The following is a 19790-nucleotide window of genomic DNA, read 5'->3' as shown; positions in this document are numbered from 1 at the left end:
TCTCCCCGCGGCTGGTCCCCGAGCGAGGGCGCACGGGGACCAGCCGGGCAACCGGCACCAGGGGGCGCCGGTCACCGGGGGAGAAGCCGGCCGCGACGACCACCGCGAGCAGCCGAGCCCGAGCACGCCCGCCTACCCCGACCGCAAACCGCGCCGCCGCACCCGCAACCCCAGCGAGCGCACCCGCAAGACGACCACCCGCCTCTCCGACACCGAGAAGACCGAGATCGCCGAGGCCGCCACCAAGCGCGGCGTCACCGTCGCCCGCTTCCTCGCTGTCTCCGGCCTGAACGCCGCCCGCGGATGCGCCGCCGTGCACAGCAACGACCAGCTCGACGCCGCCATCGACGAACTCGCCGCACTGCGCACCGCGCTGGCCCGGATCGGCAACAACATCAACCAGATCGCCTTCGTCCTTAACAGCGGTGGCCACCCGCGCGCCGGTGAACTCGAACACGCGCTGGGCGCGCTGACCGGACTTCTCGCCCGCGTCGATGACGCGGCGAACGACCTCGTGACCCGGCGGCTGTGATGGTTCCCGACATCGGACGCGGCTCCCGCACCCACGGCCTCCTCGTCTACCTGTACGGCCCCGGACGGCGCGAGGAGCACACCGACGCGCACCTCGTCGGCTCCTGGGACGGCTTCGCCCCCGACCCCGGCCGCGACACCGGCCTCGACTCCGACCCGAAGGTCACCCTCGCCCGGCTCACCGCCGCCCTGGACCTGCGGGTCAAGCAGGCCGGCGACCGCGCGCCCGCCAAGCACGTCTGGCACTGCTCGGTCCGCACCGCCCCCGGGGACCGGCGGCTGGACGACGAGGAGTGGAACGCCGTCGCCCAGCGCATCGTCCACGCCACCGGCATCGCCCCGGCGGGAGACCCCGACGGCTGCCGGTGGATCGCCGTCCGCCACGCGGAAGACCACATCCACATCGTCGCCACCCTCGTACGCGGCGACCTGCGCAACCCGCGCCTGAACTACGACTTCAACAAGGCCCAGGCCGAATGCCGCCGCATCGAGAAGGAGATGGGCCTGCGGCGCCTGAACGCGGGCGACGGAACCGCAGCGAAGAATCCCAGCAGCGCCGAGAAGTTCAAGGCCGAGCGCACCGGCCGCCCGGAGACCTCGCGCGAGACGCTCCGCGAGGCCGTTCGTCGAGCCGTGGCGGGAGCGGATTCGGAAGAGGAGTTCTTCACGCGGCTCCGAGAGGCGGGGGTGCGGGTGAAGCTGCGGCACGCTCCGTCCGGTGACGCGCTCGGCTACAACGTGGCCCTGCCCGGCGACCGCAACCGCGACGGAGACCCGGTCTGGTACCCCGGCTCCAAACTGGCCCCCGACCTCTCCCTTCCGAAGATCCGCCTACGCCTCATCGACCGGGCCGCCGAGCCGAGCGCGCCCGCGGTCGGCGCTGACCGGACGAACTGGTCACCGCCCGCCCGTCAACGACGCAACGCAGTCGTCATCGCAGAGCGCTCGGCCACGCTCCTGGAACGCGACGAGGAAGGCGAGGCCGCCCCCCAGCTTGTCGGCGTCGGAGAACTACTCGACGCGGTGGCCCAGACCTCACCGGCCACCACCCGCGCCGAGCTGGCCGCCGCAGCCCGCGCCTTCGAGCGGGCGACCCGCAGTCATGTCCGCGCCGAACGCGCCGACACCCGGGCTCTCCGCTCAGCCGCCCGGGGCATTGTCCAGGCCGGCGGGGCGCTCGGCCGAGGCGAGGACGGCGGCACCACCGCCATGCTCGTCTCCACCCTCGTCCTGGTCACCCTCGCCGCCGCCCGCTGGCACTCCGCGCGTGGACACGCCCAGCAGGCCCACGCCTCCCGACAAGCCGCCGCGCACCTGCGCACCGCCTACCGGCAGGCCGCCGCCACCCCGATGCGAGTGCTGCACGACCAAGGTCGGGCCCTTCCAGAAGCCCAGCGCCGCATGCACGAAGCCACCCTTCGCGCCGTCCTGCCGGAGAAGGTCGTACGGGCAGGAGGCACGGAAGCGAGGACCGACGCCTTGGTCGCCACCCTCGCCCAGGCCGAGCGGGCAGGCCATGACTCCGAGGCCCTCCTGCGCCAGGCCATCGACATGCGCGAACTCGACAGTGCCGATGACGTGAACGACGTCCTCGTCTGGCGCCTGCGGCGCATCGCCCAGCTCCCGGCACACCCGGGTGACGGTGCCCGTCGACCGCAGGCCGCCACCCGCCAGGCCACCACGCCGAGCAGCCGCACCAGTGAACGAAAGGCGACGGCAGCCGCACCGCTCGGGACTGTTCAAGACCCCAACCGCCGCTCACCACGTCGCTGAACAGATCGAACCGGTAGTCGACCACCGACCGAGCGGACGCCGCGAAATGTATGGACAGCCGGTTCCACCGGCTGTTACGGATGAAGACAGGACCGACAACCGGGAGATGACGCTCGTGCTCAGAACCACCACCCGCACCACGGAGCCGGCACTCGCGCTGCCCGTCCTCCCCACTGGTACCGACGCCCTGCTGCAGCTCCAGGCCGAGACGCGGCCAGCCGACGGACCCGGGGCGATTCGCTGCGTCGGCCACTCACGCGAACCCGCTCTCGGGGGCATCCCCGTGATGTGCTCCGCCTGCCGTGCCCGACGCGACTGGCTGCTCATCAACCACTGGCGCAACGTCTGGGTCCGCTGCCGGTGCGGCAACCAGTGGCTCGAGCCCGAGATCAGCCGCGCCGACTTCGACGCCCTGGTCGGCGGCCCGCGCGGGACGACCTACCCGAGTGTCGAGGCGGGCCTGGCCGCGCTCGGGTTCGACGGTGCGTTCGCCGGAATTTACCTGGAGTAGGCAGGTAAGGGGCTGGAGGCGCCACCGGGGTGACAGAGGCGCCTAACCCACCGTGCCGCTTTGCCGACAGACTGGCGCTGCACCTCGAACGTTGCAGCGTAACGGACCGTAACAGCAATGGAGTTAGGAGATATCTGCTAAGTCCCGGTGAGGGCAGGCGAGCTAGCAGTCCCTGCACTATGGAGAGGCGCGTGTGGCCGAACGGCGGGGGTATCCTACGGATCTTTTCGATGTCGAGTGGGCGGGGTTCGAACCGCTGATGCCGCCCGTGATGCCGGGTGAGCGCCCACGCAAGCATCTGCGGCGTGAGTTGATCGACGCATTGGCGTACTGGGTGCGGGCTGGCGGCTACTCTCTCGGCTGTGGCGCGCGCCCGGCTTCGCGCCCGCAATGGCCGAATCGCGTTGGCACGGGCAGACCGAGGATGCAGTCATCCGCCGCCACGCCCCGGGTCGGCGTCGGCCACTTCGGCGGCCGCAACGGATGCGCCTGTTTCTGTTGTTGAGGATGAAACGAGCACTATTGTGTGGGCTTGCTGCACACTCGAAAGCGCCCGTATACGCAGTGCTGGTGCGGGTACCGCCTGAGACGAGATAGTCACAGGCCCTGGGGATGGGCAAGAGTAATATGTCTGCACAGCTGTGGTCGGACGAGCCGACCCGCCTGGATCTTCTGTCTTTTGACGCGGTGGCCAAAACCGTGGTCCAGGCCGTCCTCGACGACGACCTTGACCCCGCGACCATCGGAGTCTCGGGCGCCTGGGGGAGCGGCAAGACCACCGTGCTCCGCCTCATCGAGGACGAACTCGCCCCCAAGCCGCCCGCGACGGACACGACCATTCTCGTGATCAGCACAGACCCGTGGCGCTACGACCCCGGTGTGGGCGCCAAAGAAACCCTGATCGGAGAGGTGCTCAGCGCCGTCGCCGCCGAGCTCGCCAAGAAGGAACAGCCAGAGGGCCGCATCAGCCGCGCCCGGACGATGCTGACCAAGCTGCGCCAGCGAGTCGACTGGGCCAAGGCCCTGCAAGTGGCGGCCAAGACGTCCCTGACCCTACAGCTGCCCTCCGTCGACGACCTCACCAGCCTGATCAACACCGAGCCCGGCAACGATGATGCCGACGGAGGCGACCCGCCCTCACGCGGACTCGGCGAATTCCGGAGTGAATTCCGCACACTGATGGAGTCCGCCGAACTCAGCCACCTCAGGCGCGTGGTCGTGCTGGTCGACGATCTCGACCGCTGCCTGCCTGACACAGTCGTGGACACGCTGGAGACCATCCGGCTGTTCCTGGCGGTGCCGAAGATGGCCTTCGTCGTCGCCGCCGACGAGCACCGGGTTGCCGACGCCCTGCGAGCCCGCTTCCCCGACCCCGGCAGCGGACAACAGGCAGCACAGGAGAGATACTTCGAGGAACCGGCCAGCCTCTACCTGCACAAGATCGTGCAGACCACGGTGCCGCTGCCCACCCTGAGCCGCTTCGACACCGAGGCATTCCTCGTCCTGCTGCAGCTCTCTCAGCGCCTGACCGTCGAGGAACTCACCCCCTACATCGAGGCCTGCGTACACCTGCGGCTGGAGAAGGGCCTGCTGGACGACCTGGCCGAGGCCGTGAACGGCAACGACATCTTCGCCGAAATGGCCTTTGCCTCACGGATGACACCCATCCTCTACGAGAAGCTCCAAGGCAGCCCCCGCCGCATCAAGCGCTTCCTCAACGACCTGCGGGTGCGCCAGTCCGTCGCCGGCCATCGCGGCATCGAACTCGAGCCGGACATCGTGGCCAAGCTCATGGTTTTGGAGAAGCTGTTGCCCAACGCCTTCGCCACCGTCCTGGGATGGCTGGCCCGCGGCGAACTGCGCTCCCGCATGGCCAAACTGGAAACAACCGCCGGCCGGCCCGCCCCCGAACCCCCCATCGCCGCCGACTCCGCTCCCGACGACGCCGCTTCCCCGGAACAGCAACCGACGCCGGACGAAGGCGAGAGCGAGCCGGTCACCTTCGACGACGACCTGATCCGATGGGCCAAACTTCCCCCCGACCTCGGCCCCGTGGATCTGGCCCCCTACCTCTACCTGGCAGCCGCGTTCACCGGCGAGCAGCTCCTCGATGCCGGACTGCCCGGCCGGCTGCGCGACATCGCGGCCAACCTGCTGTCCAGCGTGCGCTTCGACCAGCGTCGGGTCAGCGAAGCCGACGTCACCGCGCTCGGCGAGGACGACGCCCTGAGCCTGGTCGAATACCTCGGCCGGGCCGGCCGGGACCGGCCCACCGAACAGACCGCAGCCGTGCGCAGCCTGGTCCGCATCACCACTGCGTACCCGGCCACCACCGAGCGGGCCACCCGCCTCCTGCAGTCCATCCCTGCCCGAGAATTGCAACCGGCCACCATCCTGGTCCTCCCGTCCGCCGTCCCCGTCTTCCGCGGCGTGCTGGAGCACTGGAAGAGCCATGTCCCGGCCGGCCAGGACCAGATCGGGCGCACCCTGGTCATCGCCCTGGGTGCAGGAAGCAGCCGCTGATGGGCACCAAAGGCTCCTACACCGGAAACGGCACACCGGCCAGCAAACAACTGCAGCACAACGTCACCCAGTGGCTCGACGCTCTAACCGGCTCCGGCCCCGGCGGGCCCCCACCCCAGCTCAACACCGATCAGCTGATCCCTGCCCTCGGCCTGTTCCGTCCCTCTAGCGGTCACGCCGACGGCCCCGGCGGCGGAGGCGGGGGAGCTGGCGGGGACGGGGGAGGCCGCAGTGGGGGAGGGGCACAGCGCAGCGTCGCCCGGTCCTCACGCACCGCAGGCCGTGCCGCGGCCGCGGCCTACGCCTACCGCACCGGCAACGCGCAGGCTCTGCAGGAACTCGGCCTCGACTACGCACAACTGCAGGCTGCCGCCGACGACCCGATCGACTGGACCCGCCGGATCGTGGACGCAGCCTGCGGGCCGCTCGCCGACGGCACCATCGAAGACCAGGAACGCCGCTTCGTCGCCAGCGAAGTGGCCCAATGGGTCCTGGAAGCCGGCACCGACAGCACACCCCCAAGCCCCGACGAAGTCGTCCGGGAAACCCTGGCACTGATCATCTTCGAGGCGGTCATCAGCGAGACCGCCGCGACGATGAACGACGGCTCCCGCCCCGCCTGGGCCACCGCCGGCGGCGAACGCCAACTGCGCGAGACCGCACGCGCCCTGGCCGACCGCGCCTCCCTCGCGATCACCGGCCCCAGCACCACCGAGATCACCCAGGCCGTAGAAGAGGGAATCACCGCGATGCGGTCCATCTGGATGGAGCCCTGATGCCCGCTTACACCCTGCGCCTGGACGCGGACACGACCCGGCCCGTGCCCGACGACACCACCGCGTTCTGGTGGCCCGCCGGTGCCGGCGGCTCCTTCGTCTCCACCCTCGGACCGTCCCTGGGCGCGTTGGGCCCCGTTCCCGAACCCAACATCGAACTGGTCCGCCTGGCCACCCTGGTCTACGCCGCCGACCGAACCGCCCCCCGCCGCGCCGCCCGCTCCAACTGGACCCAGCGCGCCTTCGAATTGGACGTCCCCGTCTACGACGTGGCCCGCTGGACCGCGGTGCGCGAACGCCTCGAAGCCCTCCTGGCATTCCTGTCCGGAGACCAATGGTCAATCCGCTTCCACACAGCCGGCGCCCCGCACGAAACCATCTGCGACACACCACACCCCGGGATCCGGCGCGTGGTCCTGCTCAGCGGCGGCGCCGACTCCGCCGTCGGCGCCCTGCACTCCCGCCACGACCTCGCCCCCGAGCAGCATCTGCTGCTCTCCCATGTCGGCGCCACCACCCTCGCCCCCATCCAACGAACCGTCGCCGACACCATCGCCCACCTCATCGACGGCCCCCCACAACCCCACCAGGCCCTGCGCTTCTCCCGCAAAAGTCATCAGCCCACCGGCACGAAACTGCCGAACGAGTACTCCACCCGCACCCGCTCTCTGCTCTTCCTCGCCCTCGGCCTGGCCGCCGCAGCAGTGGAAAAGGTCCCGCTATGGATCCCGGAGAACGGCTTCGCCTCCCTCAACGTGCCGCTCACCGCCGACCAGCGTGGCGCCGTATCCACCCGCACCACCCACCCCCTCTTCCTGCAGACCCTGGCCGCCATCGCCCACGACGCCGGAGCCCACGCGCACGTCCACAACCCCTTCGCCGCCCACACCAAAGGCGAAATGTTCACCCGGGCCGCCGAACTGGTCGGCCCCGCCGCAGCCACCCGGCTGCTCAGCAACACCCATTCCTGCGCCCACACCGGACACCGCACCCACCGCATCCCCGTACGCACCCACTGCGGCGTGTGCTTCGGCTGCCTGCTGCGCCGCGCCTCCTTCCGCGCCGCCCAGATCGAGGACACGACCGACTACCTTCACACCCGCCACGCCGAGAACCTCAGCGCCTACCTGACCGGCAAGTCGGTCGAACCCTCCCTGCGCACCTTCCTCGCTCGCGGGCTGCGCCCGGCCGACATCACCACCCTGAACCTGCCCTCCGACTACTCCACCCGCCAGGCCTACGACCTGTGCAGGCGGGGGGTCGCAGAACTGGAGTTGCTGTACCCATGAGGACGAGCGCACTGCCGCCGCTGGACCTGCACGCACACATCGACACCAGCGTCCCGGCCGACGACCTCGCAGGCCTAGGCGCCGTCATCTTCGCCGCTACCCGCTCCCTGACCGAGGCCACTGAGGCTGTCCAGCGGCACGACGACCGGATCATTTGGGGAGTCGGCGCTCATCCCGGACTCGCGCGCAGCCACACCGCATTCGACCCCGACACCTTCACCCAGCTGATCGCCCACACACCCCTGGTCAGCGAGATCGGACTCGACGGCAAGAGCCGCGTCCCGCTCGAGCGCCAGCAGACCACTCTCCGCAGTGTCCTCGGCGTCCTGGAGCGCACCCCGCGCATCGCCAGCATCCACAGCTACGGCGCCTGCGAGCAGGTGCTCGACGAACTCGAACGCGCCCCGGCCCCCGGCATGGTCCTCCACTGGTGGCTCGGCGACCCGGAACAGACCGCCCGTGCCGTCCGCCTGGGCTGTTACTTCTCCGTCAACGTCTCCGCCGCGCGCAAGACGGCTCTGCTGCAGACCATCCCGCTCGATCGTGTGCTGACCGAGACCGACCACCCCTTCGGCGACCGCAGCTCCGCTCAGCCACTGCCCGGCAACGTCGCTGCCGTGGAGCAGACCCTGGCACGCCATCATCGGACAACGCCCAGGGATATTCGCCAGACCGTATGGCACAACCTGGCTGCACTCGTGAGAGACACGCGTTGCGCAGCACACTTCAGCCGGCGCGTGCGGTCTCATCTTGCATCGCTCCCGCCTCGTTGAGCCTTGAGCGGGTGGGTGCCTGAGCCGCCGGAGAGTGCTGCCTCGTAGTGAGGAAGGTCCCTCCGGGATCCAGGCCTGGAGTTCCCTACAGCATGCGGTCTTGTCATTCCAGGAGCAGCCCTGCCCCTCAGCCGATAGCGTCGCCGGACATGTACAACGATCTCGATGCCACAGAGGCGTGGGAGCGGCTGAGAGCCAGTGGCCAGCTCATCAGCGTCTATCACAGTCAGCACGCCGTAGGGCGTCACTGACGAGCCTCAGCCGCGGTACAGGTCAGCGGCCTACGCGTTCGGTGGCTTACCAGACCCCGGCGAGCCGGTTTGAGAGGTCGAGGGCGTCGGTCGCGAAAGAGAGGGCGGCGCATAGGCCGGTCACCTCGTACAGGGTCGGATGGACCAGGCGCGGCCAGTCGTCCGGGGCGGCGGGCCAGGAACCAAGGAGTACCTCGGCAGTGGTCACACCCAGATGCACCGTGACGTCCCAGCCGCTGGGCGAGGCGGGCTCCCAGCGCAGTCGGATGCGTCCGAGGGGGAGCCTGGAAGTTTCGGCGGCGAGCCAGGTGATGTCGAGGGGGCCGTCGGGGCGGGTGGAGATGCGCTGGAGAAGCGCGCTGTGCACGCCGTGCGGCATGGGGTGCGCCGCGACAGTGTGCAGCGCGAGGCGGGGTGCGGGGCGCGAGAGTGACGAGATGGGAAGCCTCCGTGATGGTAGGGAAGCGATCAGGCCCAGGTGAGGGCGTCGCGCGCTCCCACCGGGAGGTAGTCCTCCTGGCCGTCGTCGGCGATGTACGCCTTGCCGTCGCGGACGACGACCGTGGCTCCCACGAAGTGGGCGAAGGGGAAGTCGGGGTTGATGGCGAGACGGACCGGCAGGTTGGGGTCGAGTTCTTGGAGCTGGCGGAGCAGGTGGCCGACGGTCAGGTACTGGGGCAAGGGAGTCTCCGTGAACGGTGGACATTGAGGGGGCTGGTCGGCAGTCAGCACGAGGAGTTGGTGTCCAGGGCGGCGAGGAATCCGGCAACGGCCTCGGAGGGGGTGTGGAGACCGAACTCCTGGACCCAGGCGTCGCCATCGGCGGGCTGCACCCGGACGTGCCGGACGATGTTGCGCTGCCAGGCCGACGGGTCCTCGGGGAGCCAGCCGACGTAGACACAGCCGTCGGGGCTGGTCGCGTGGACGTTGGCCTCGGGGGTGTCGACGATCGCCCACCCGAGTGCGTCCAGGAGATCGAGCACCGGGCCCGCACTGTGGTCGGCGGAGAGCCAGTGGAGGGCATCCGCCGTGGGGCGGACAACGGCCGGAAGGAGGGTGGCAGAGGTGCTCACGGCTTGGTGGATCCCTTCGTTGACCTGCGGTTTTCCCGACACCCGTACGTTGGCATGCATCATGCCGAAGTGCGTAGTCGTTTCCAGGCAGGGACGTCTGCCGTGGGCGAACTTGGGGCCGTCGGCAGGTCACGGGAGACCCGGGGAATGGACAGGCCACTGCGGTTGTCCTACTTGGGTTGCGGTGACGGGCCGCAGGCGAGAGAAGGGGGACAGCGATGGCCGAGGCGAGCAGACACTGGGATGGCGCCGGATTGGAACGCAAGATCCGCGCCGCCGGACGGCCCTGGACCGTGGGCGACATCGCGATGGTCGCCGACGGCCAGTGGGGAGTCGGCGCACAGCCCGACCGGTGGCCGGACGAGGAGACGGTGGAGCGCCGGGTCGCCGAAGGCCGGCGCGTGGAGCTGACGGTGGAGGAGCTGGCCCGCGCGGTGGGCCCCCGGGCCGAAGAGGGCCCCCGCGACGAGAATCGGAGCTAAGCGTTCAACGTCGGGGCCCCGTTGTGGGCGCTGACGGCCCTACGACCGCCGCCGGCGAGGACGGTTCGGGCACGGCCCCCGGGGCGTGCCGCGTCTGCCCGGAGCGGGCGACAGCGGCCTGAGGCAGCCGAACCGCCGGTGCCTCAACCTCGGGTGCGGCGGCCTCCCGAGCCTCCACCACGCGCCGGATCGCCTGGAGGTACGCACGGCTCTCCGCGTGGGCGACGCGGAGCTTGACCGCCGTTTCGGTGATCCGGTCGAGTTCGTAGAATTCAGGCACGTACCCATGCCGGGACAGGGCGTGAAGACGGTCCTGGTGAACGGTTACCGCGCTGTCCGTGATGGCCAGGGCCGCGCGAGTGTGCATGGCGCAGCGCAGGAGCGGGTCCTCGCTGGGGCGGCGGACCCCTAGGACCTTAAGAGCTTCGATCGGCTGGCCCCAGGCGTTCTCGATCATGGCCGTGGCCTGGTCGAGCACGGTGGTGGTGGGCATGGTGGAACTCCTGTTGGGCGGGGACGGTCGCGAGTGGAGTGCGGCCTGGGGTGGGAGTCAGCGTCCGCGCCGGGGCGTCGGCGAGCTAGCCGGCAGCCGGGCAGAGGTCGCGGGCGCGGGGTGTCCCGTCCGTTTCTGCGCCGCCCCCGTGGAGCGGCTCTGCGCGGCCATCACCCGGAGGTCGGCTGCTGTGCGTGGTGCCCGCGCGGCACGGTGTACGGCCTGGGTGACCGAGGTGCGGCGTACGTCCAGCGGAGTCGGAGCGCGCGGGACCTGAGCCTCGGCGATCGGCGTGGCCGAAGCGACAGGGGTCATGGTGACCAAGTGCTGCATCCGCCGGTCGACTTGGTGGCGCTCGCGGACCACCGGGGTCGACTTCGCCATCACAGCGGCGGTTGCGGCGATCAAGTGGGACGGGGTGCGGGCCGTGAACGTCGCTTCGGCACGAGTGCCCCAGCCCGGCGGGCCAGCCCACAGCTCAACGGTCGTGCGGTCGGAGCCGTAGCCGCGCCGATCGATAAGGATGCCCGCTTGGTCGTCAGGAGCGATGATCTCGACGGTGCCGAGTTCAGCAGCTCCGTCAAGGTTCCAGCCGGCATCGGTCAGCGGCCGGACGGTGTCCCTCCAGGGGACGGTTGGCCCTGCCAAAAAGCGGCCGAGGGTGTCGGAGGCGATGGCTTCGTCGTAGTCCTGGACCAACGCGGCGGTGAGGCCGGCGACCATCTCGGCCGGGGTGACGAGGTTGAACGTCGCCGTCCAGCGAGGCGCCGAGAAGGCGTCCTCGGCTGCGCTGATCTTCCACAGTTCGAAGTCGTCGCCGAACCAGCCGATCCTCTTGGTACCGGGTCGGGTCATCAGGGGCGGTACATGGTCGAGTCTCCGGAAGCGAAGGAGGAGAACGGATCCGCGTATGCAGCGGCGGGAGCCGCCGGAGCGCACGCGGATGCCGTAGTGGCGGCGCGTGGCCTCTAGTTCTCACCCCCGTCACCGGCCCCGGCCCGGTGCCGACTGAGCGGTCACGGCCGCCGGCACCCGCGGTTCCGGCTGAGGCGCGTGGCTGAACATGACGTTCGACGCGGCGGCGCTCCGCCGTAGGGCCGCCGCGGTCCGGGCGCTGTCGGCTCCCGCCCCCAGCGGAATGCCGACGTGGGTGCGCGTGGCTGCCGCTGCCGGACGCGGTGCCGCTGTTCCACCTCGCAGCGCGAAGGGCTGGCTCCAGTGCTCGACACTCGCGTAGACGGCCCCCAACGCCTGGCCGGCATCGGTGAGCACGTAAGGGTCTCCGTGCCGGGAGCCCGTCCGCGTGACCAGGCCATCGGCCTGAAGCCGGACAAGTCGCTGCCGTGCGAGGCCGTAGTCCAGACCGGCCGCCTCGGCGATGTGAACGAACCGCATCTGGCCGTCAGCCGAGTCGAGTACCTGAATCACGGCAGTCGAATGCCGAAGATGCAAGCGGCGCAGCGCATCCTCGACACGCTCGGCTTCGGCCATCGGTTCCTGTGTCAGGTGGGTGCGGGACCAGTCCGACACCGTGCGGAGGACGGGGGCCAGAGACGTGCCGAGCGCGCTGAGCCGGTACGGCGCGCCCCGCCGGTCGTCATCGCGGATCACCAGTCCGTCAGCGTGCATCGTGGCCAGCCGTTTGCCGACGAACTGCTCACTGACGAAGGGGAGCTGCGCAGCAACGTCGCGGACGCGCACCGGGCCGTTCACCCGGGCCAGGGTCATCGCGGTCCAGGTGGTCCACTTGGGCCCGATCCGGGCGAGAGCCTCCTCGACGCGCTGGGCGTCGATGGAAGCGATGGAGAAGGTGGGAGGCAGGCCGGGGGCAGCCATGGTGGGGTCCTTATCGGGATGAGGTCAGCGTGAGCGGGGGGTCGCGAGGGAGGTTCTGGCGACGGGCGCGGCGGCCGAGTCGGAGAGCGCGCCTGACGTGGTCCGCGTGGTGGTGCGGCCGAGGGCGGCGGACACCCGGGAGGTCGTCGCGCGACCATCACGCAGGGTGGCTTCCCCCTGCGCAGTGAGCGAGAGGAGCTGGCCGGGCCGGTACACGTTCTCGGTGATGTCCTGATGCAGTAGCCCGGCGGCGACCAGCCGCTGCACGGTCTGCGGGAAGACCGCCGGGTCCTGCCACTGGGCCTTCTCCCGCGAGATGTACGGGTCCTCGCCGATCGCGTTGCGGCGAAAGCGAACACCTCCGGCCGCAACCGCTTCGAGGGCTACTAGCCCGCGCTCCCCGGCGACGGCCCAGTCGTCGTCCCGGTGGGGCCTCGTCTTCTGGCCCGGCCCGTGGCTCTTGTTACTCGCGTGTTGATCGGGCTTGGGCGAGGAAAGAAGCCGGCGGTAGGCGGACAGGGACTCGACGAGCTGGCTGTATGCCCGGTCCTGCTGGGCCAGGCCGTCTCCGAGGTCCGGGAGAGCTGTGCGCAGCAGCGCGTACGACACCTGGGCTCGGCCGACTTCACCGCGACCAGTGCCTTCGAGCAGCCGCTGAGCGCGCAGGACCGCGTTGAGTACGCTCTCGTGTCGCTCGTCCAGCGCCGCTGCGGCTTCGATGACGCGTGTAGCGGCCTGGTGCAGTGGCTCCTCCGGACCATGTGCGAGGGCGTGCACGCTGACATCCCCGACACCGAGCACTTCGACGACGAGATAAGGCCCAGGGTGTGTGTCTGCGTCGTACGGGTTCACTCCGTCGTCTCCATCCGGGCGAGCAGGGAGCGGACCAGAGCGGGCAGGCTCCCGGGATCGTTGTCGAGCCGAGGGCGGTCGCTCACTTCGCTGAGGAGATCGGCGTCATCGAGCAGGCCGCTGAAGATCTCTATGCAGGCGCCGGTGATCCGGGCGGCGGCGAGCAGCGACTGGGAGAGAACCTCGACGTAGTCGTCCGGCGCGAGGCCGGCGGCCTCGGCTGCGTTGCGGACTGCCTCCAACTCAATTGCGTTGAAGGCGAAGTCGAATTTGTCGTCCCGCTCGGTTCCGCCGGACGTGGCGGGGATCGGAGCGCAAGGCTCCGTAGGGATGCCCACGCGGGTACAGATCTCGTCGACCGAGGAGGTCAGCTCGGCGAACGACTCGGTGAGCCACCCCAGCGCGGAGGCGTAGGAGGCCAGAGCGAACAGGCCCGCCGAACGTGGCTCGGTGGCCACGAAGCCCTCGAACCGGTCGTTAAGCTCGGTGATCACGCGGGGCCCAGCGGCCAGCGGACCCAAGACGGGATGCAGGTAGGAGCGGGCGGCAGCCGTCGGGTACTCGGCGGCAGGGATGCCGCCGACGTTCTGAGCGGCCTCGGTGAGGAGATCCGCCAGCTCTATACGGGTCAGCGCAGTACGGTCGTTGGTCATCGCTGGGCGACCTTTCGAGAAGCAGTGGCCGAGGGCGGCGCTGGTGACGGGGCAGCCGCGCGGCCCGTTGTCCGCCGTTCGGTGGTGAGCGTCGAGCGAGACCGGGCGGCCTGCACGCGGGCCTCCGCGGCGGAGTCCGGGCCGACCCCTTGCTGGGGCTCGGTCCGTAGGTGGGCCGCGCGGTAGACCGCGTAGTCCTTCCGGCTGCCAGCCGCCACGAGGTAGATCTCGCGCTTGCGGGTCGAGGTCGGTGGCGCTTGGCGGAACTGGATGACCAGCCGGTAAGAGACCTCCGGGTCGACGTACACCTTGTGGAAGCCGGCGAGACGGCCCTTCAACGGCAAGCAGTCGTCGCTTCCGTGGACCAGGTTCTGCAGCTCCAGCAAGGCCAAATCGCGCATCTCAGACGGGAGTTCCCGCAGGTCGGTGATGGCGTCAGGGTGCGCGGCGAAGGCGAAGCGGGCGCGGCTCACAGCAGCCTCCCCTGGACCGCGCGCTGAACCGGTACCGCCGCTGACGCGCGGGGCTCGTCGAGCCCGGTCTGCGGTGTCGGAGAGGTGCCGGCGGACCGGGAAAGGGCGATGCGGGCGATGCGGGCCCGGACGACAGCACCGTTGTGGTCGCTGTACTCCGAAGGCTCGGGCAGCGGTTCGCTGCGCTCGTCCAGCCAGGTCTGGGCGACGCCGACGTCGGGGAAGGCGCCCTCGCGCATCGTGTACGTGCCGGCACCGTGGTTCCACTCCTCGTAGAAGAGGCGAACCGGTGCCTGGGTGGCCTGGGAGTCGTTGACGAGTGTCCACGCCTCGCTGGGATTGTCGTCAGAGGTGTAGGTGTCGAGGACCTCGTAGCGGGTGCCCGACTCTTGAATCTGCTGTTCCACCTGGACGGTGAGGTCGTCGGCGGGCTCGATGTAGTTGCCACCGCGCAGTGAGATCGGTTCGAGCGGGCAGCCGCGTTCTGCCAGCCAGTTCTGTGCGAAGGACGCCGTGGCGTGGTGACTCGTCTCGAACGTGAACGTGGACTGCCGCAGATCCCGAGCGACCGCGATCGCAACGAGCTGTGGCTCGCCGGGTATCCCCCAGGTGACCGATCGGTCGTGGGTGAGGACGAAGCTTTGCGAACCGTTGGGCGTGGTGTGGTGTTGGGCCAGCACCGTCAAGTCGCCAGCCCAGAGAGCCTCCATCGCTTCCTCGGAGTCGTCGTCGACCGGCGATAGATCGTCGAGGTCGAAGTCGAGGATGTCGTTCACTCCGCCACCCCCGCCTGCTCGGGCGCCGGGGTGGCCAGCACCCGGTGGTTGGGGCGAGTTGCGCTGGTCGTGCAGGCCGCGAAGGGTCCGTCGGGTGCACGCAGGTGCGCCAGGGCCTGGTCCAGGTGGTCGCGGTGCCAGGTCGAGGAGCCGGACAGGCCGGCCTCCGTGTCGGTGAACTGCTGCCAGGCGAGCCAGAGTGCGTGGAGCCGGGCGACGGCCTCGGGGTGTTCGTGCCAGTGCGCGCACCAGGGACGGCTCGTGCTGATCTCCCGGCCGTACACCGGCAGGAAGAGGTAGTTCACCCAGTCGCTGAGGGCAGCGAGTTCGACGGCGTATTCCTTGCCGCCCAGGGCGAGGATGAACACCGAGGCGGGGCCGTCGGTCTTCTTGGCTTCAGCCGCCTCGGCTTCCGGAGCGCCGTCCGGCGGCTGGCTGCCGACGGATTCGGGCTCGGAGCCGAGGCGGTCGAGGATGACGCCGTGCTGCCTGACCTCGGCCATGGTCTTGGCGAGGGTGCTGGCGAGGTCGTCGAGGTCTGCGTCGGGGACGCGGTACGGCTCGGGGCCGGGGGAGGTCGGGCTGGTGTCGGCCATGGGGGTGTGCTCCATCTGTGAGACGGCGACATGCCCGAGAGGATCCGGAGAATCAGCGGTTTGGTCCGGCCGGAAGAACGCGGTAGTGGAGCGCTATCGGTTGGCGCAGCGGGGACAGCGGGGACAGCGGGGAAAGGGGGGTGCCAGCAACTGCAAGGCACGCGCAGCCTGTTGTGGGACGACGCCGTTCCCGAGCGCGGTGAGCTGCGCTGGACGTCCGAGCCCCGGAGTCGCGGTGACCCAGCCGGCGTCGAGGCCCTGCATCCACTCCACGAAGTCCGCGCGGAGCCGACCGGCCGCGTCCGTGGGGGCCGGGGCAGGACGGGTGAGGCTCTCCCATCGGGCGATGGCGGATCCGTACGCTCCCCATCGCCGGTCCGCGCCCCCGCCTCCGGCGTCTCCTCCGCCCAGAGGGGCAGGACCACCGCTGACAAGGGAGGCCGCCATCCCTTCCCGGGTCGGCTGCCCGGGGTGCCCGTGTAGCTGGCCCTCGGGGTCGGCAACAGAGACGCAGCGGCACTGGGCAGGGTCATGCCGCCATTGCCGTGCCGCTGGTTCGGCGAGCCCTTGATTCCGTCCGACGCCTTCGGGGTCGGTAGCAGCCACTCGACCTCGTCGGCCAGGTTCGGACCGTGCCCCCCGCTCTTCCGCTTCGATGGATGCTGGCTGCCGCCGTTCTTCCCGATGTTGCTGGTCGGCGTCTTCAGCAGGGTGCCCGGCGGCCCATGCGGTGAGGAAGGTCCGCTCGCGGCGGTGCGGGGCCCCGACGTCGGAGGCGCGAAGCACGAGCCACTTCGCGTCGTACCTGAGGTCGGCCAGGGATCCGAGTACGGCACCGAGTGCCCGCAGAGGAGGCTGGCCTGGGGTGTCTCCCAGACACCACGGGCAGGGTTCCACGTCGCCAGGGGAGCCGGCGGGGGAGGTGAGGAGGCCGCGCACATTCTCGATCACCAACCAGGCAGGGTCGGAGGGCTGCGACCGCACGGGCGACGTGCAGCCAGAGCCCGGAGCGGGTCTGGGCGTTGAGTCCGGCCCGGCGGCCGGCGACGGAGACGTCTTTGACAGGGGAAGCCGGCCGTCAGGACGCACACCCGGGGGACGGTGGACCAGTCGACGGTGGTGATATCGCCCAGGTTGGGGGCGCCGGGCCAGTGGCGGGCCAGGATGCGTGAGGCGTTCGGGTCGACCTCGGCGTGCCAGGCCAGCGTGCCGCCGAGGGCGGCCTGTACGCCCAGGTCGAGGCCGCCGTACCCCGAGCAGAGCGATCCGATCAACGGAGAGCGCAACGGGGCGGCGAGGCCCGGGGCCGTGGCGTGTAGGTCCGGCGCGGCTGAGGAGAGGGGGGAGTTCAAGACGAGTTCCAGGGGCAGAAGAGGGCTGGCGAGGAGGGGGTCTCACGGGTGGCCGCGCGAGAGGTGGTCGGGCTGCTGACGGCGTGGGGAGACGGCTGGCTGGGGCTGGGGGTGACGCCCCTGGGTGGGGTGTGCTGCGGGCGCGGGCGGCCTTTACGCGGGCGGGCAGCGGCTCGCCCGCCGACGGCGTGGGTGCCGTGGGCTTCGGAGCCAGACTGCTGTTCGCGGTGGCCCAGCGGGCACGCACCTCGTCGAGTGGACCGAGCGCGTGCAGGGCGTGGTTGATCAGGCGACCGGGCCCCAGAGCCTCGTCCTGAGCCAGGGTCCGGATGGCTCGCGCGGAGGCGGCGGCGGTGCGGGTGAGGGAGGAGCGCATCACTCGGTGCCCGAACCAGTCGGCGCTGCCGGGGACCATGCCTTCGCAGACGGCGGTCAGCTGCTCGCTCGACAGCGTGCCGTCGGCCATCAGGCCGCGTCGCTGGGCCTCCCAGAGCAGGGTGATCCGATCGATGGGTTCGCCCCGGTGGTGCAGCGCGCCGAGGCACCGGTAGAGCTGCCCGTGGGTTGGGTCGGCGAAGTCTCCCGGCCGCAGCCAGGCCATCACCTCGTCCATGGCTCCTGGCTGCTCGGTGAGGACGGCCAGGAGGAATTGCTCGTCCTCGGTGACCTGGCCGGACTGCGCCGGCGGCGGAATGTCTGCGGCGGCAGAAGGCACAGCTGCGGGTGGGACCGGACGAGGATCGGTTCCCCAGCGTCGCGCAAGGTCGGTGAGTACGCCGGTCAGGACGTCCGCCGTACGCAGCGCTCCCTCGACCTCGCCCTGGACGGCGTCGGCCCGAGCCGCTTGGTGGAGACGGATCGCGTGCTGGGCGACGGTGCGGTGGATCGCCCCCTCCAGCACCATGCGGCCGTACACCGGGGCGTGTTCGGTGCGGGGACACGCCTGGATCAGGGTGCGGGCGTACACCGCGGTCAGCCCGCGCACGTGCTGTCCGGCCTCCCCGACCGCGTCGGTCACCCACGACAGCGGCAACGGTCCTTCGGCCGAGAGCGCGGGGTGCCCTTCGCTGCGGAGCTTGCAGAGCGCGCCGAACAGCGCCTGGTGGACGGGCCGATAGAAGTGGTCCGGAGCGAGCCACTCCAGGTGCGTGAGCTCCTCGGGGTCGAGGAGCACGGCGCCGAGAACCGCCTGCTCGGCACTCATCAGCGGGTTCATCGCCAGTCGCCGGGATCAACGGCGGACGCCTCGTCCTGCCGGATAAGGAGGTTGGCGACCGCTTGGTCGGCAGCGGCCATCGACAGGGCGAAATCGGCCAGGGCAGCGGTGAAGGCGGGATCAGAGGCGGGGACCGAGCCGGCTCCGCCGTCAAGCCACCACTGGCCACCGCGCAGGACGACCGGGGCGTGGGCCAACCGCCCCTGCTGTGGTGTGGACGCGCTCATGCCGACAGTCCAAGATCGTCCTGGCCGATGCTCTTCGCGAGGGCACGCTCGGTGATGGCCTTCGTGGCGCGAGCGGAAGCCGGGCCGACCACCGTGGCGGAGGGCTCCTTGTACCAGGGCTTGAGGTTGAGCATGGCGACCCGGATGCCGGTGGCCAGCAGCAGCACCTTGCCCTTGGGCAGGGCGCGGATGGCGTCCGGCGGAAGGATCCGCTCCGTGCGCATGCTCACCGAGGTTGACTTGCCGCCCTCGCTGGTCGACACCGAGGTGGTCTGGACGTCGTGATCGCCGATCTGACGGCTGAGCCGGTCGGCGAAGTCCGCGTCATCGATGCCAGACCCGATGATCTTGATGGTGGCGGCGGAGTACAGGGCGTCCATACCGGCCTCGCCCCAGCACCGCTGACCCTGACGGTAGGACTGCAGGATCGTCATCGGGATGACGCCTCGGCTTCCCAAGTGGCTGTAGAGATCGGGGAGGTCCGAGATGCGGCAGACATTCGCCGCCTCGTCGAGGACGCACAGGGCGGGCGGGTCGAGTCGCCCGCCGGAGCGCTCGGCGACGATCACGGCCGCGCGCATGACGGCGTCGGCCGCCGCCGCGATGATGGCGGACGCACTGCCGCCGCCGTCCTTGCTCAGCAGGTACAGGGTGTCGCGGGATGTGGCGAAGGCGAACGGCTGGAATTCGGGAAGGTCGTCGTTCGGGGTGACCCAGGCGGCGACGTCCTGGTCGAGTAGGCAGCTCGCGTACTGCCTCGCGGTCTCATAGATGCCGTCACGCGTTTCGGTGGCGCCGGAGACGGTGCCCTGGAGTTGGGCGGCGACCGCGTGGTGGCCGGCGTCGGTGAGCAGGTCCACCGGGGTGCGGTCGGCCGGCATGGCGAGCCAGGCCAGGACGTCGGTGATCGGTCGCCGGTGGGACGCGGCGGCGAGGAAGAGGGCGCCGAGGGTGTTGCTCGCGGCGGTTGACCAGAAGTCGGAGCCGCTGGACTCGTCCACGCTTGCCGTCACGAAGTGCCCCGCCAGCCTCTTCGCCCCGGCGAGATCTCGGGCGTCAGCGAGGATGTCCCACCACATCTCGCGCGAGTGGTGGGCGATCTGCTGCGGATCGAGGGTCCAGATCGTGCCGACCTCGGCGCGGGCGTCCACCGTGGCGGTGAAGGCGTCGTTCGCAGCTTTGTTACTGGTGAGTAGGACCGGACCCGGTGCCGAGAGGATCGCGGGGATCGCCAGCCCGGACGTCTTGCCGGAACGCGGAGCCATGATCGCGACGATCACGTCCTCCCAGGACGCGCGGACCTCCGCACGACCGGGATCGAGGGTGCCGAGCAG

23 protein-coding genes and 1 pseudogene are annotated in these 19790 nt (G+C 70.4%); 8 read left to right on the top strand and 16 right to left on the bottom strand.

Features of this window, described 5'->3' with window-relative positions; translation table 11 throughout:
* The 7 genes from mobC to ABZ441_RS31095 form a co-directional block, all read left to right on the top strand.
* The coding region (gene mobC / locus ABZ441_RS31125) for a plasmid mobilization relaxosome protein MobC (protein WP_358980295.1) at nt 1–532 on the top strand (532 nt) is incomplete at its 5' end.
* Nucleotides 532–2304: a relaxase/mobilization nuclease domain-containing protein gene (locus tag ABZ441_RS31120; RefSeq protein ID WP_358980293.1), complete on the top strand. Its 1773-nt coding sequence runs from the start codon at nt 532–534 to the stop codon at nt 2302–2304. The genes mobC and ABZ441_RS31120, both read left to right, overlap by 1 nt.
* A gap of 106 nt (nt 2305–2410) precedes the next feature.
* On the top strand, nt 2411–2815 hold the full coding sequence (locus ABZ441_RS31115) for a hypothetical protein (RefSeq protein ID WP_358980290.1): 405 nt from the start codon (nt 2411–2413) through the stop codon (nt 2813–2815).
* Between the two features lie 627 nt (nt 2816–3442).
* A complete protein-coding gene (locus ABZ441_RS31110) occupies nt 3443–5338 on the top strand; it encodes a P-loop NTPase fold protein (RefSeq protein WP_358980288.1) in 1896 nt (631 codons plus the stop codon).
* A complete protein-coding gene (locus ABZ441_RS31105) occupies nt 5338–6114 on the top strand; it encodes a hypothetical protein (protein WP_358980285.1) in 777 nt (258 codons plus the stop codon). Before ABZ441_RS31110 ends, ABZ441_RS31105 begins: the two co-directional genes overlap by 1 nt.
* On the top strand, nt 6114–7403 hold the full coding sequence (locus ABZ441_RS31100; RefSeq protein WP_358980283.1) for a 7-cyano-7-deazaguanine synthase: 1290 nt from the start codon (nt 6114–6116) through the stop codon (nt 7401–7403). Before ABZ441_RS31105 ends, ABZ441_RS31100 begins: the two co-directional genes overlap by 1 nt.
* Nucleotides 7400–8176: a TatD family hydrolase gene (locus ABZ441_RS31095; protein ID WP_358980281.1), complete on the top strand. Its 777-nt coding sequence runs from the start codon at nt 7400–7402 to the stop codon at nt 8174–8176. The genes ABZ441_RS31100 and ABZ441_RS31095 overlap by 4 nt, the downstream gene beginning before the upstream one ends.
* Before the next feature lie 297 nt (nt 8177–8473).
* On the opposite strand, the gene ABZ441_RS31090 is transcribed toward ABZ441_RS31095, so the two are convergent.
* From ABZ441_RS31090 to ABZ441_RS31080, 3 genes are all read right to left on the bottom strand, one after another.
* Nucleotides 8474–8794: an esterase gene (locus tag ABZ441_RS31090; RefSeq protein WP_358980279.1), complete on the bottom strand. Its 321-nt coding sequence runs from the start codon at nt 8792–8794 to the stop codon at nt 8474–8476.
* Nucleotides 8795–8895: 101 nt separating this feature from the next.
* Nucleotides 8896–9108, bottom strand: coding sequence for a hypothetical protein (locus ABZ441_RS31085; RefSeq protein ID WP_358980277.1), 213 nt, complete (start codon nt 9106–9108; stop codon nt 8896–8898).
* Nucleotides 9109–9152: 44 nt separating this feature from the next.
* On the bottom strand, nt 9153–9500 hold the full coding sequence (locus ABZ441_RS31080; protein ID WP_358980275.1) for a DUF317 domain-containing protein: 348 nt from the start codon (nt 9498–9500) through the stop codon (nt 9153–9155).
* A gap of 218 nt (nt 9501–9718) precedes the next feature.
* On the opposite strand from ABZ441_RS31080, the gene ABZ441_RS31075 reads away from it, so the two are divergent.
* Nucleotides 9719–9982 carry a hypothetical protein gene (locus ABZ441_RS31075; protein WP_073868647.1) on the top strand — a complete coding sequence of 88 codons (264 nt, stop codon included), beginning with the start codon at nt 9719–9721 and terminating at the stop codon, nt 9980–9982.
* A gap of 4 nt (nt 9983–9986) precedes the next feature.
* Here ABZ441_RS31075 and ABZ441_RS31070 read toward each other — a convergent pair whose 3' ends face one another.
* The 13 genes and pseudogenes from ABZ441_RS31070 to ABZ441_RS31010 all read right to left on the bottom strand — a co-directional run bounded on the left by ABZ441_RS31070 (nt 9987) and on the right by ABZ441_RS31010 (nt 19721).
* Complete coding sequence (locus ABZ441_RS31070; RefSeq protein ID WP_358980273.1) at nt 9987–10475, bottom strand: hypothetical protein; 489 nt, start codon at nt 10473–10475, stop codon at nt 9987–9989.
* A gap of 57 nt (nt 10476–10532) precedes the next feature.
* A complete protein-coding gene (locus ABZ441_RS31065; protein ID WP_358980271.1) occupies nt 10533–11330 on the bottom strand; it encodes a DUF317 domain-containing protein in 798 nt (265 codons plus the stop codon).
* Between the two features lie 129 nt (nt 11331–11459).
* A complete protein-coding gene (locus tag ABZ441_RS31060; RefSeq protein ID WP_358980269.1) occupies nt 11460–12311 on the bottom strand; it encodes a winged helix-turn-helix transcriptional regulator in 852 nt (283 codons plus the stop codon).
* Between the two features lie 24 nt (nt 12312–12335).
* Nucleotides 12336–13163: a large ATP-binding protein gene (locus tag ABZ441_RS31055; protein ID WP_358980267.1), complete on the bottom strand. Its 828-nt coding sequence runs from the start codon at nt 13161–13163 to the stop codon at nt 12336–12338.
* Complete coding sequence (locus tag ABZ441_RS31050; RefSeq protein ID WP_358980264.1) at nt 13160–13816, bottom strand: hypothetical protein; 657 nt, start codon at nt 13814–13816, stop codon at nt 13160–13162. Before ABZ441_RS31050 ends, ABZ441_RS31055 begins: the two co-directional genes overlap by 4 nt.
* On the bottom strand, nt 13813–14289 hold the full coding sequence (locus ABZ441_RS31045) for a hypothetical protein (protein WP_358980262.1): 477 nt from the start codon (nt 14287–14289) through the stop codon (nt 13813–13815). Before ABZ441_RS31045 ends, ABZ441_RS31050 begins: the two co-directional genes overlap by 4 nt.
* A complete protein-coding gene (locus ABZ441_RS31040) occupies nt 14286–15065 on the bottom strand; it encodes a glycosyl hydrolase (RefSeq protein WP_358980260.1) in 780 nt (259 codons plus the stop codon). Before ABZ441_RS31040 ends, ABZ441_RS31045 begins: the two co-directional genes overlap by 4 nt.
* Nucleotides 15062–15661 (bottom strand): DUF4913 domain-containing protein, encoded by a 600-nt coding sequence (locus tag ABZ441_RS31035; protein ID WP_358980258.1) that lies wholly within the window; start codon nt 15659–15661, stop codon nt 15062–15064. The genes ABZ441_RS31040 and ABZ441_RS31035 overlap by 4 nt, the downstream gene beginning before the upstream one ends.
* Before the next feature lie 93 nt (nt 15662–15754).
* Nucleotides 15755–16600 (bottom strand): DNA cytosine methyltransferase, encoded by an 846-nt coding sequence (locus ABZ441_RS31030; RefSeq protein WP_358980303.1) that lies wholly within the window; start codon nt 16598–16600, stop codon nt 15755–15757.
* Nucleotides 16601–16608: 8 nt separating this feature from the next.
* Nucleotides 16609–16935: a DNA cytosine methyltransferase gene (locus tag ABZ441_RS31025; RefSeq protein WP_358980301.1), complete on the bottom strand. Its 327-nt coding sequence runs from the start codon at nt 16933–16935 to the stop codon at nt 16609–16611.
* Nucleotides 16936–17074: 139 nt separating this feature from the next.
* Nucleotides 17075–18229, bottom strand: a pseudogene (locus ABZ441_RS31020) (DnaB-like helicase N-terminal domain-containing protein); the annotation flags it as partial.
* Entirely contained in the window at nt 18226–18456 is a 231-nt protein-coding gene (locus ABZ441_RS31015) for a hypothetical protein (protein WP_358980256.1), read from the bottom strand. The gene ABZ441_RS31015 and the pseudogene ABZ441_RS31020, both read right to left, overlap by 4 nt.
* Nucleotides 18453–19721, bottom strand: coding sequence for a TraM recognition domain-containing protein (locus ABZ441_RS31010; RefSeq protein ID WP_358980254.1), 1269 nt, complete (start codon nt 19719–19721; stop codon nt 18453–18455). Before ABZ441_RS31010 ends, ABZ441_RS31015 begins: the two co-directional genes overlap by 4 nt.
* Nucleotides 19722–19790 lie beyond the last annotated feature (69 nt).

Source organism: Streptomyces sp. NPDC005752 (assembly GCF_040630715.1).
Taxonomy (GTDB): domain Bacteria; phylum Actinomycetota; class Actinomycetes; order Streptomycetales; family Streptomycetaceae; genus Streptomyces.
This window is presented reverse-complemented; position numbering and strand designations above follow the sequence as displayed.

Coding starts and splice junctions, on each gene's coding strand:
- ABZ441_RS31015 (WP_358980256.1), bottom strand. CDS start 18,456: ATGAGCGCGTCCACACCACAGCAGGGGCGGTTGGCCCACGCCCCGGTC.
- ABZ441_RS31120 (WP_358980293.1), top strand. CDS start 532: ATGGTTCCCGACATCGGACGCGGCTCCCGCACCCACGGCCTCCTCGTC.
- ABZ441_RS31065 (WP_358980271.1), bottom strand. CDS start 11,330: ATGACCCGACCCGGTACCAAGAGGATCGGCTGGTTCGGCGACGACTTC.
- ABZ441_RS31070 (WP_358980273.1), bottom strand. CDS start 10,475: ATGCCCACCACCACCGTGCTCGACCAGGCCACGGCCATGATCGAGAAC.
- ABZ441_RS31035 (WP_358980258.1), bottom strand. CDS start 15,661: ATGGCCGACACCAGCCCGACCTCCCCCGGCCCCGAGCCGTACCGCGTC.
- ABZ441_RS31095 (WP_358980281.1), top strand. CDS start 7,400: ATGAGGACGAGCGCACTGCCGCCGCTGGACCTGCACGCACACATCGAC.
- ABZ441_RS31110 (WP_358980288.1), top strand. CDS start 3,443: ATGTCTGCACAGCTGTGGTCGGACGAGCCGACCCGCCTGGATCTTCTG.
- ABZ441_RS31100 (WP_358980283.1), top strand. CDS start 6,114: ATGCCCGCTTACACCCTGCGCCTGGACGCGGACACGACCCGGCCCGTG.
- ABZ441_RS31115 (WP_358980290.1), top strand. CDS start 2,411: ATGACGCTCGTGCTCAGAACCACCACCCGCACCACGGAGCCGGCACTC.
- ABZ441_RS31105 (WP_358980285.1), top strand. CDS start 5,338: ATGGGCACCAAAGGCTCCTACACCGGAAACGGCACACCGGCCAGCAAA.
- ABZ441_RS31060 (WP_358980269.1), bottom strand. CDS start 12,311: ATGGCTGCCCCCGGCCTGCCTCCCACCTTCTCCATCGCTTCCATCGAC.
- ABZ441_RS31075 (WP_073868647.1), top strand. CDS start 9,719: ATGGCCGAGGCGAGCAGACACTGGGATGGCGCCGGATTGGAACGCAAG.
- ABZ441_RS31010 (WP_358980254.1), bottom strand. CDS start 19,721: ATGGCTCCGCGTTCCGGCAAGACGTCCGGGCTGGCGATCCCCGCGATC.
- ABZ441_RS31050 (WP_358980264.1), bottom strand. CDS start 13,816: ATGACCAACGACCGTACTGCGCTGACCCGTATAGAGCTGGCGGATCTC.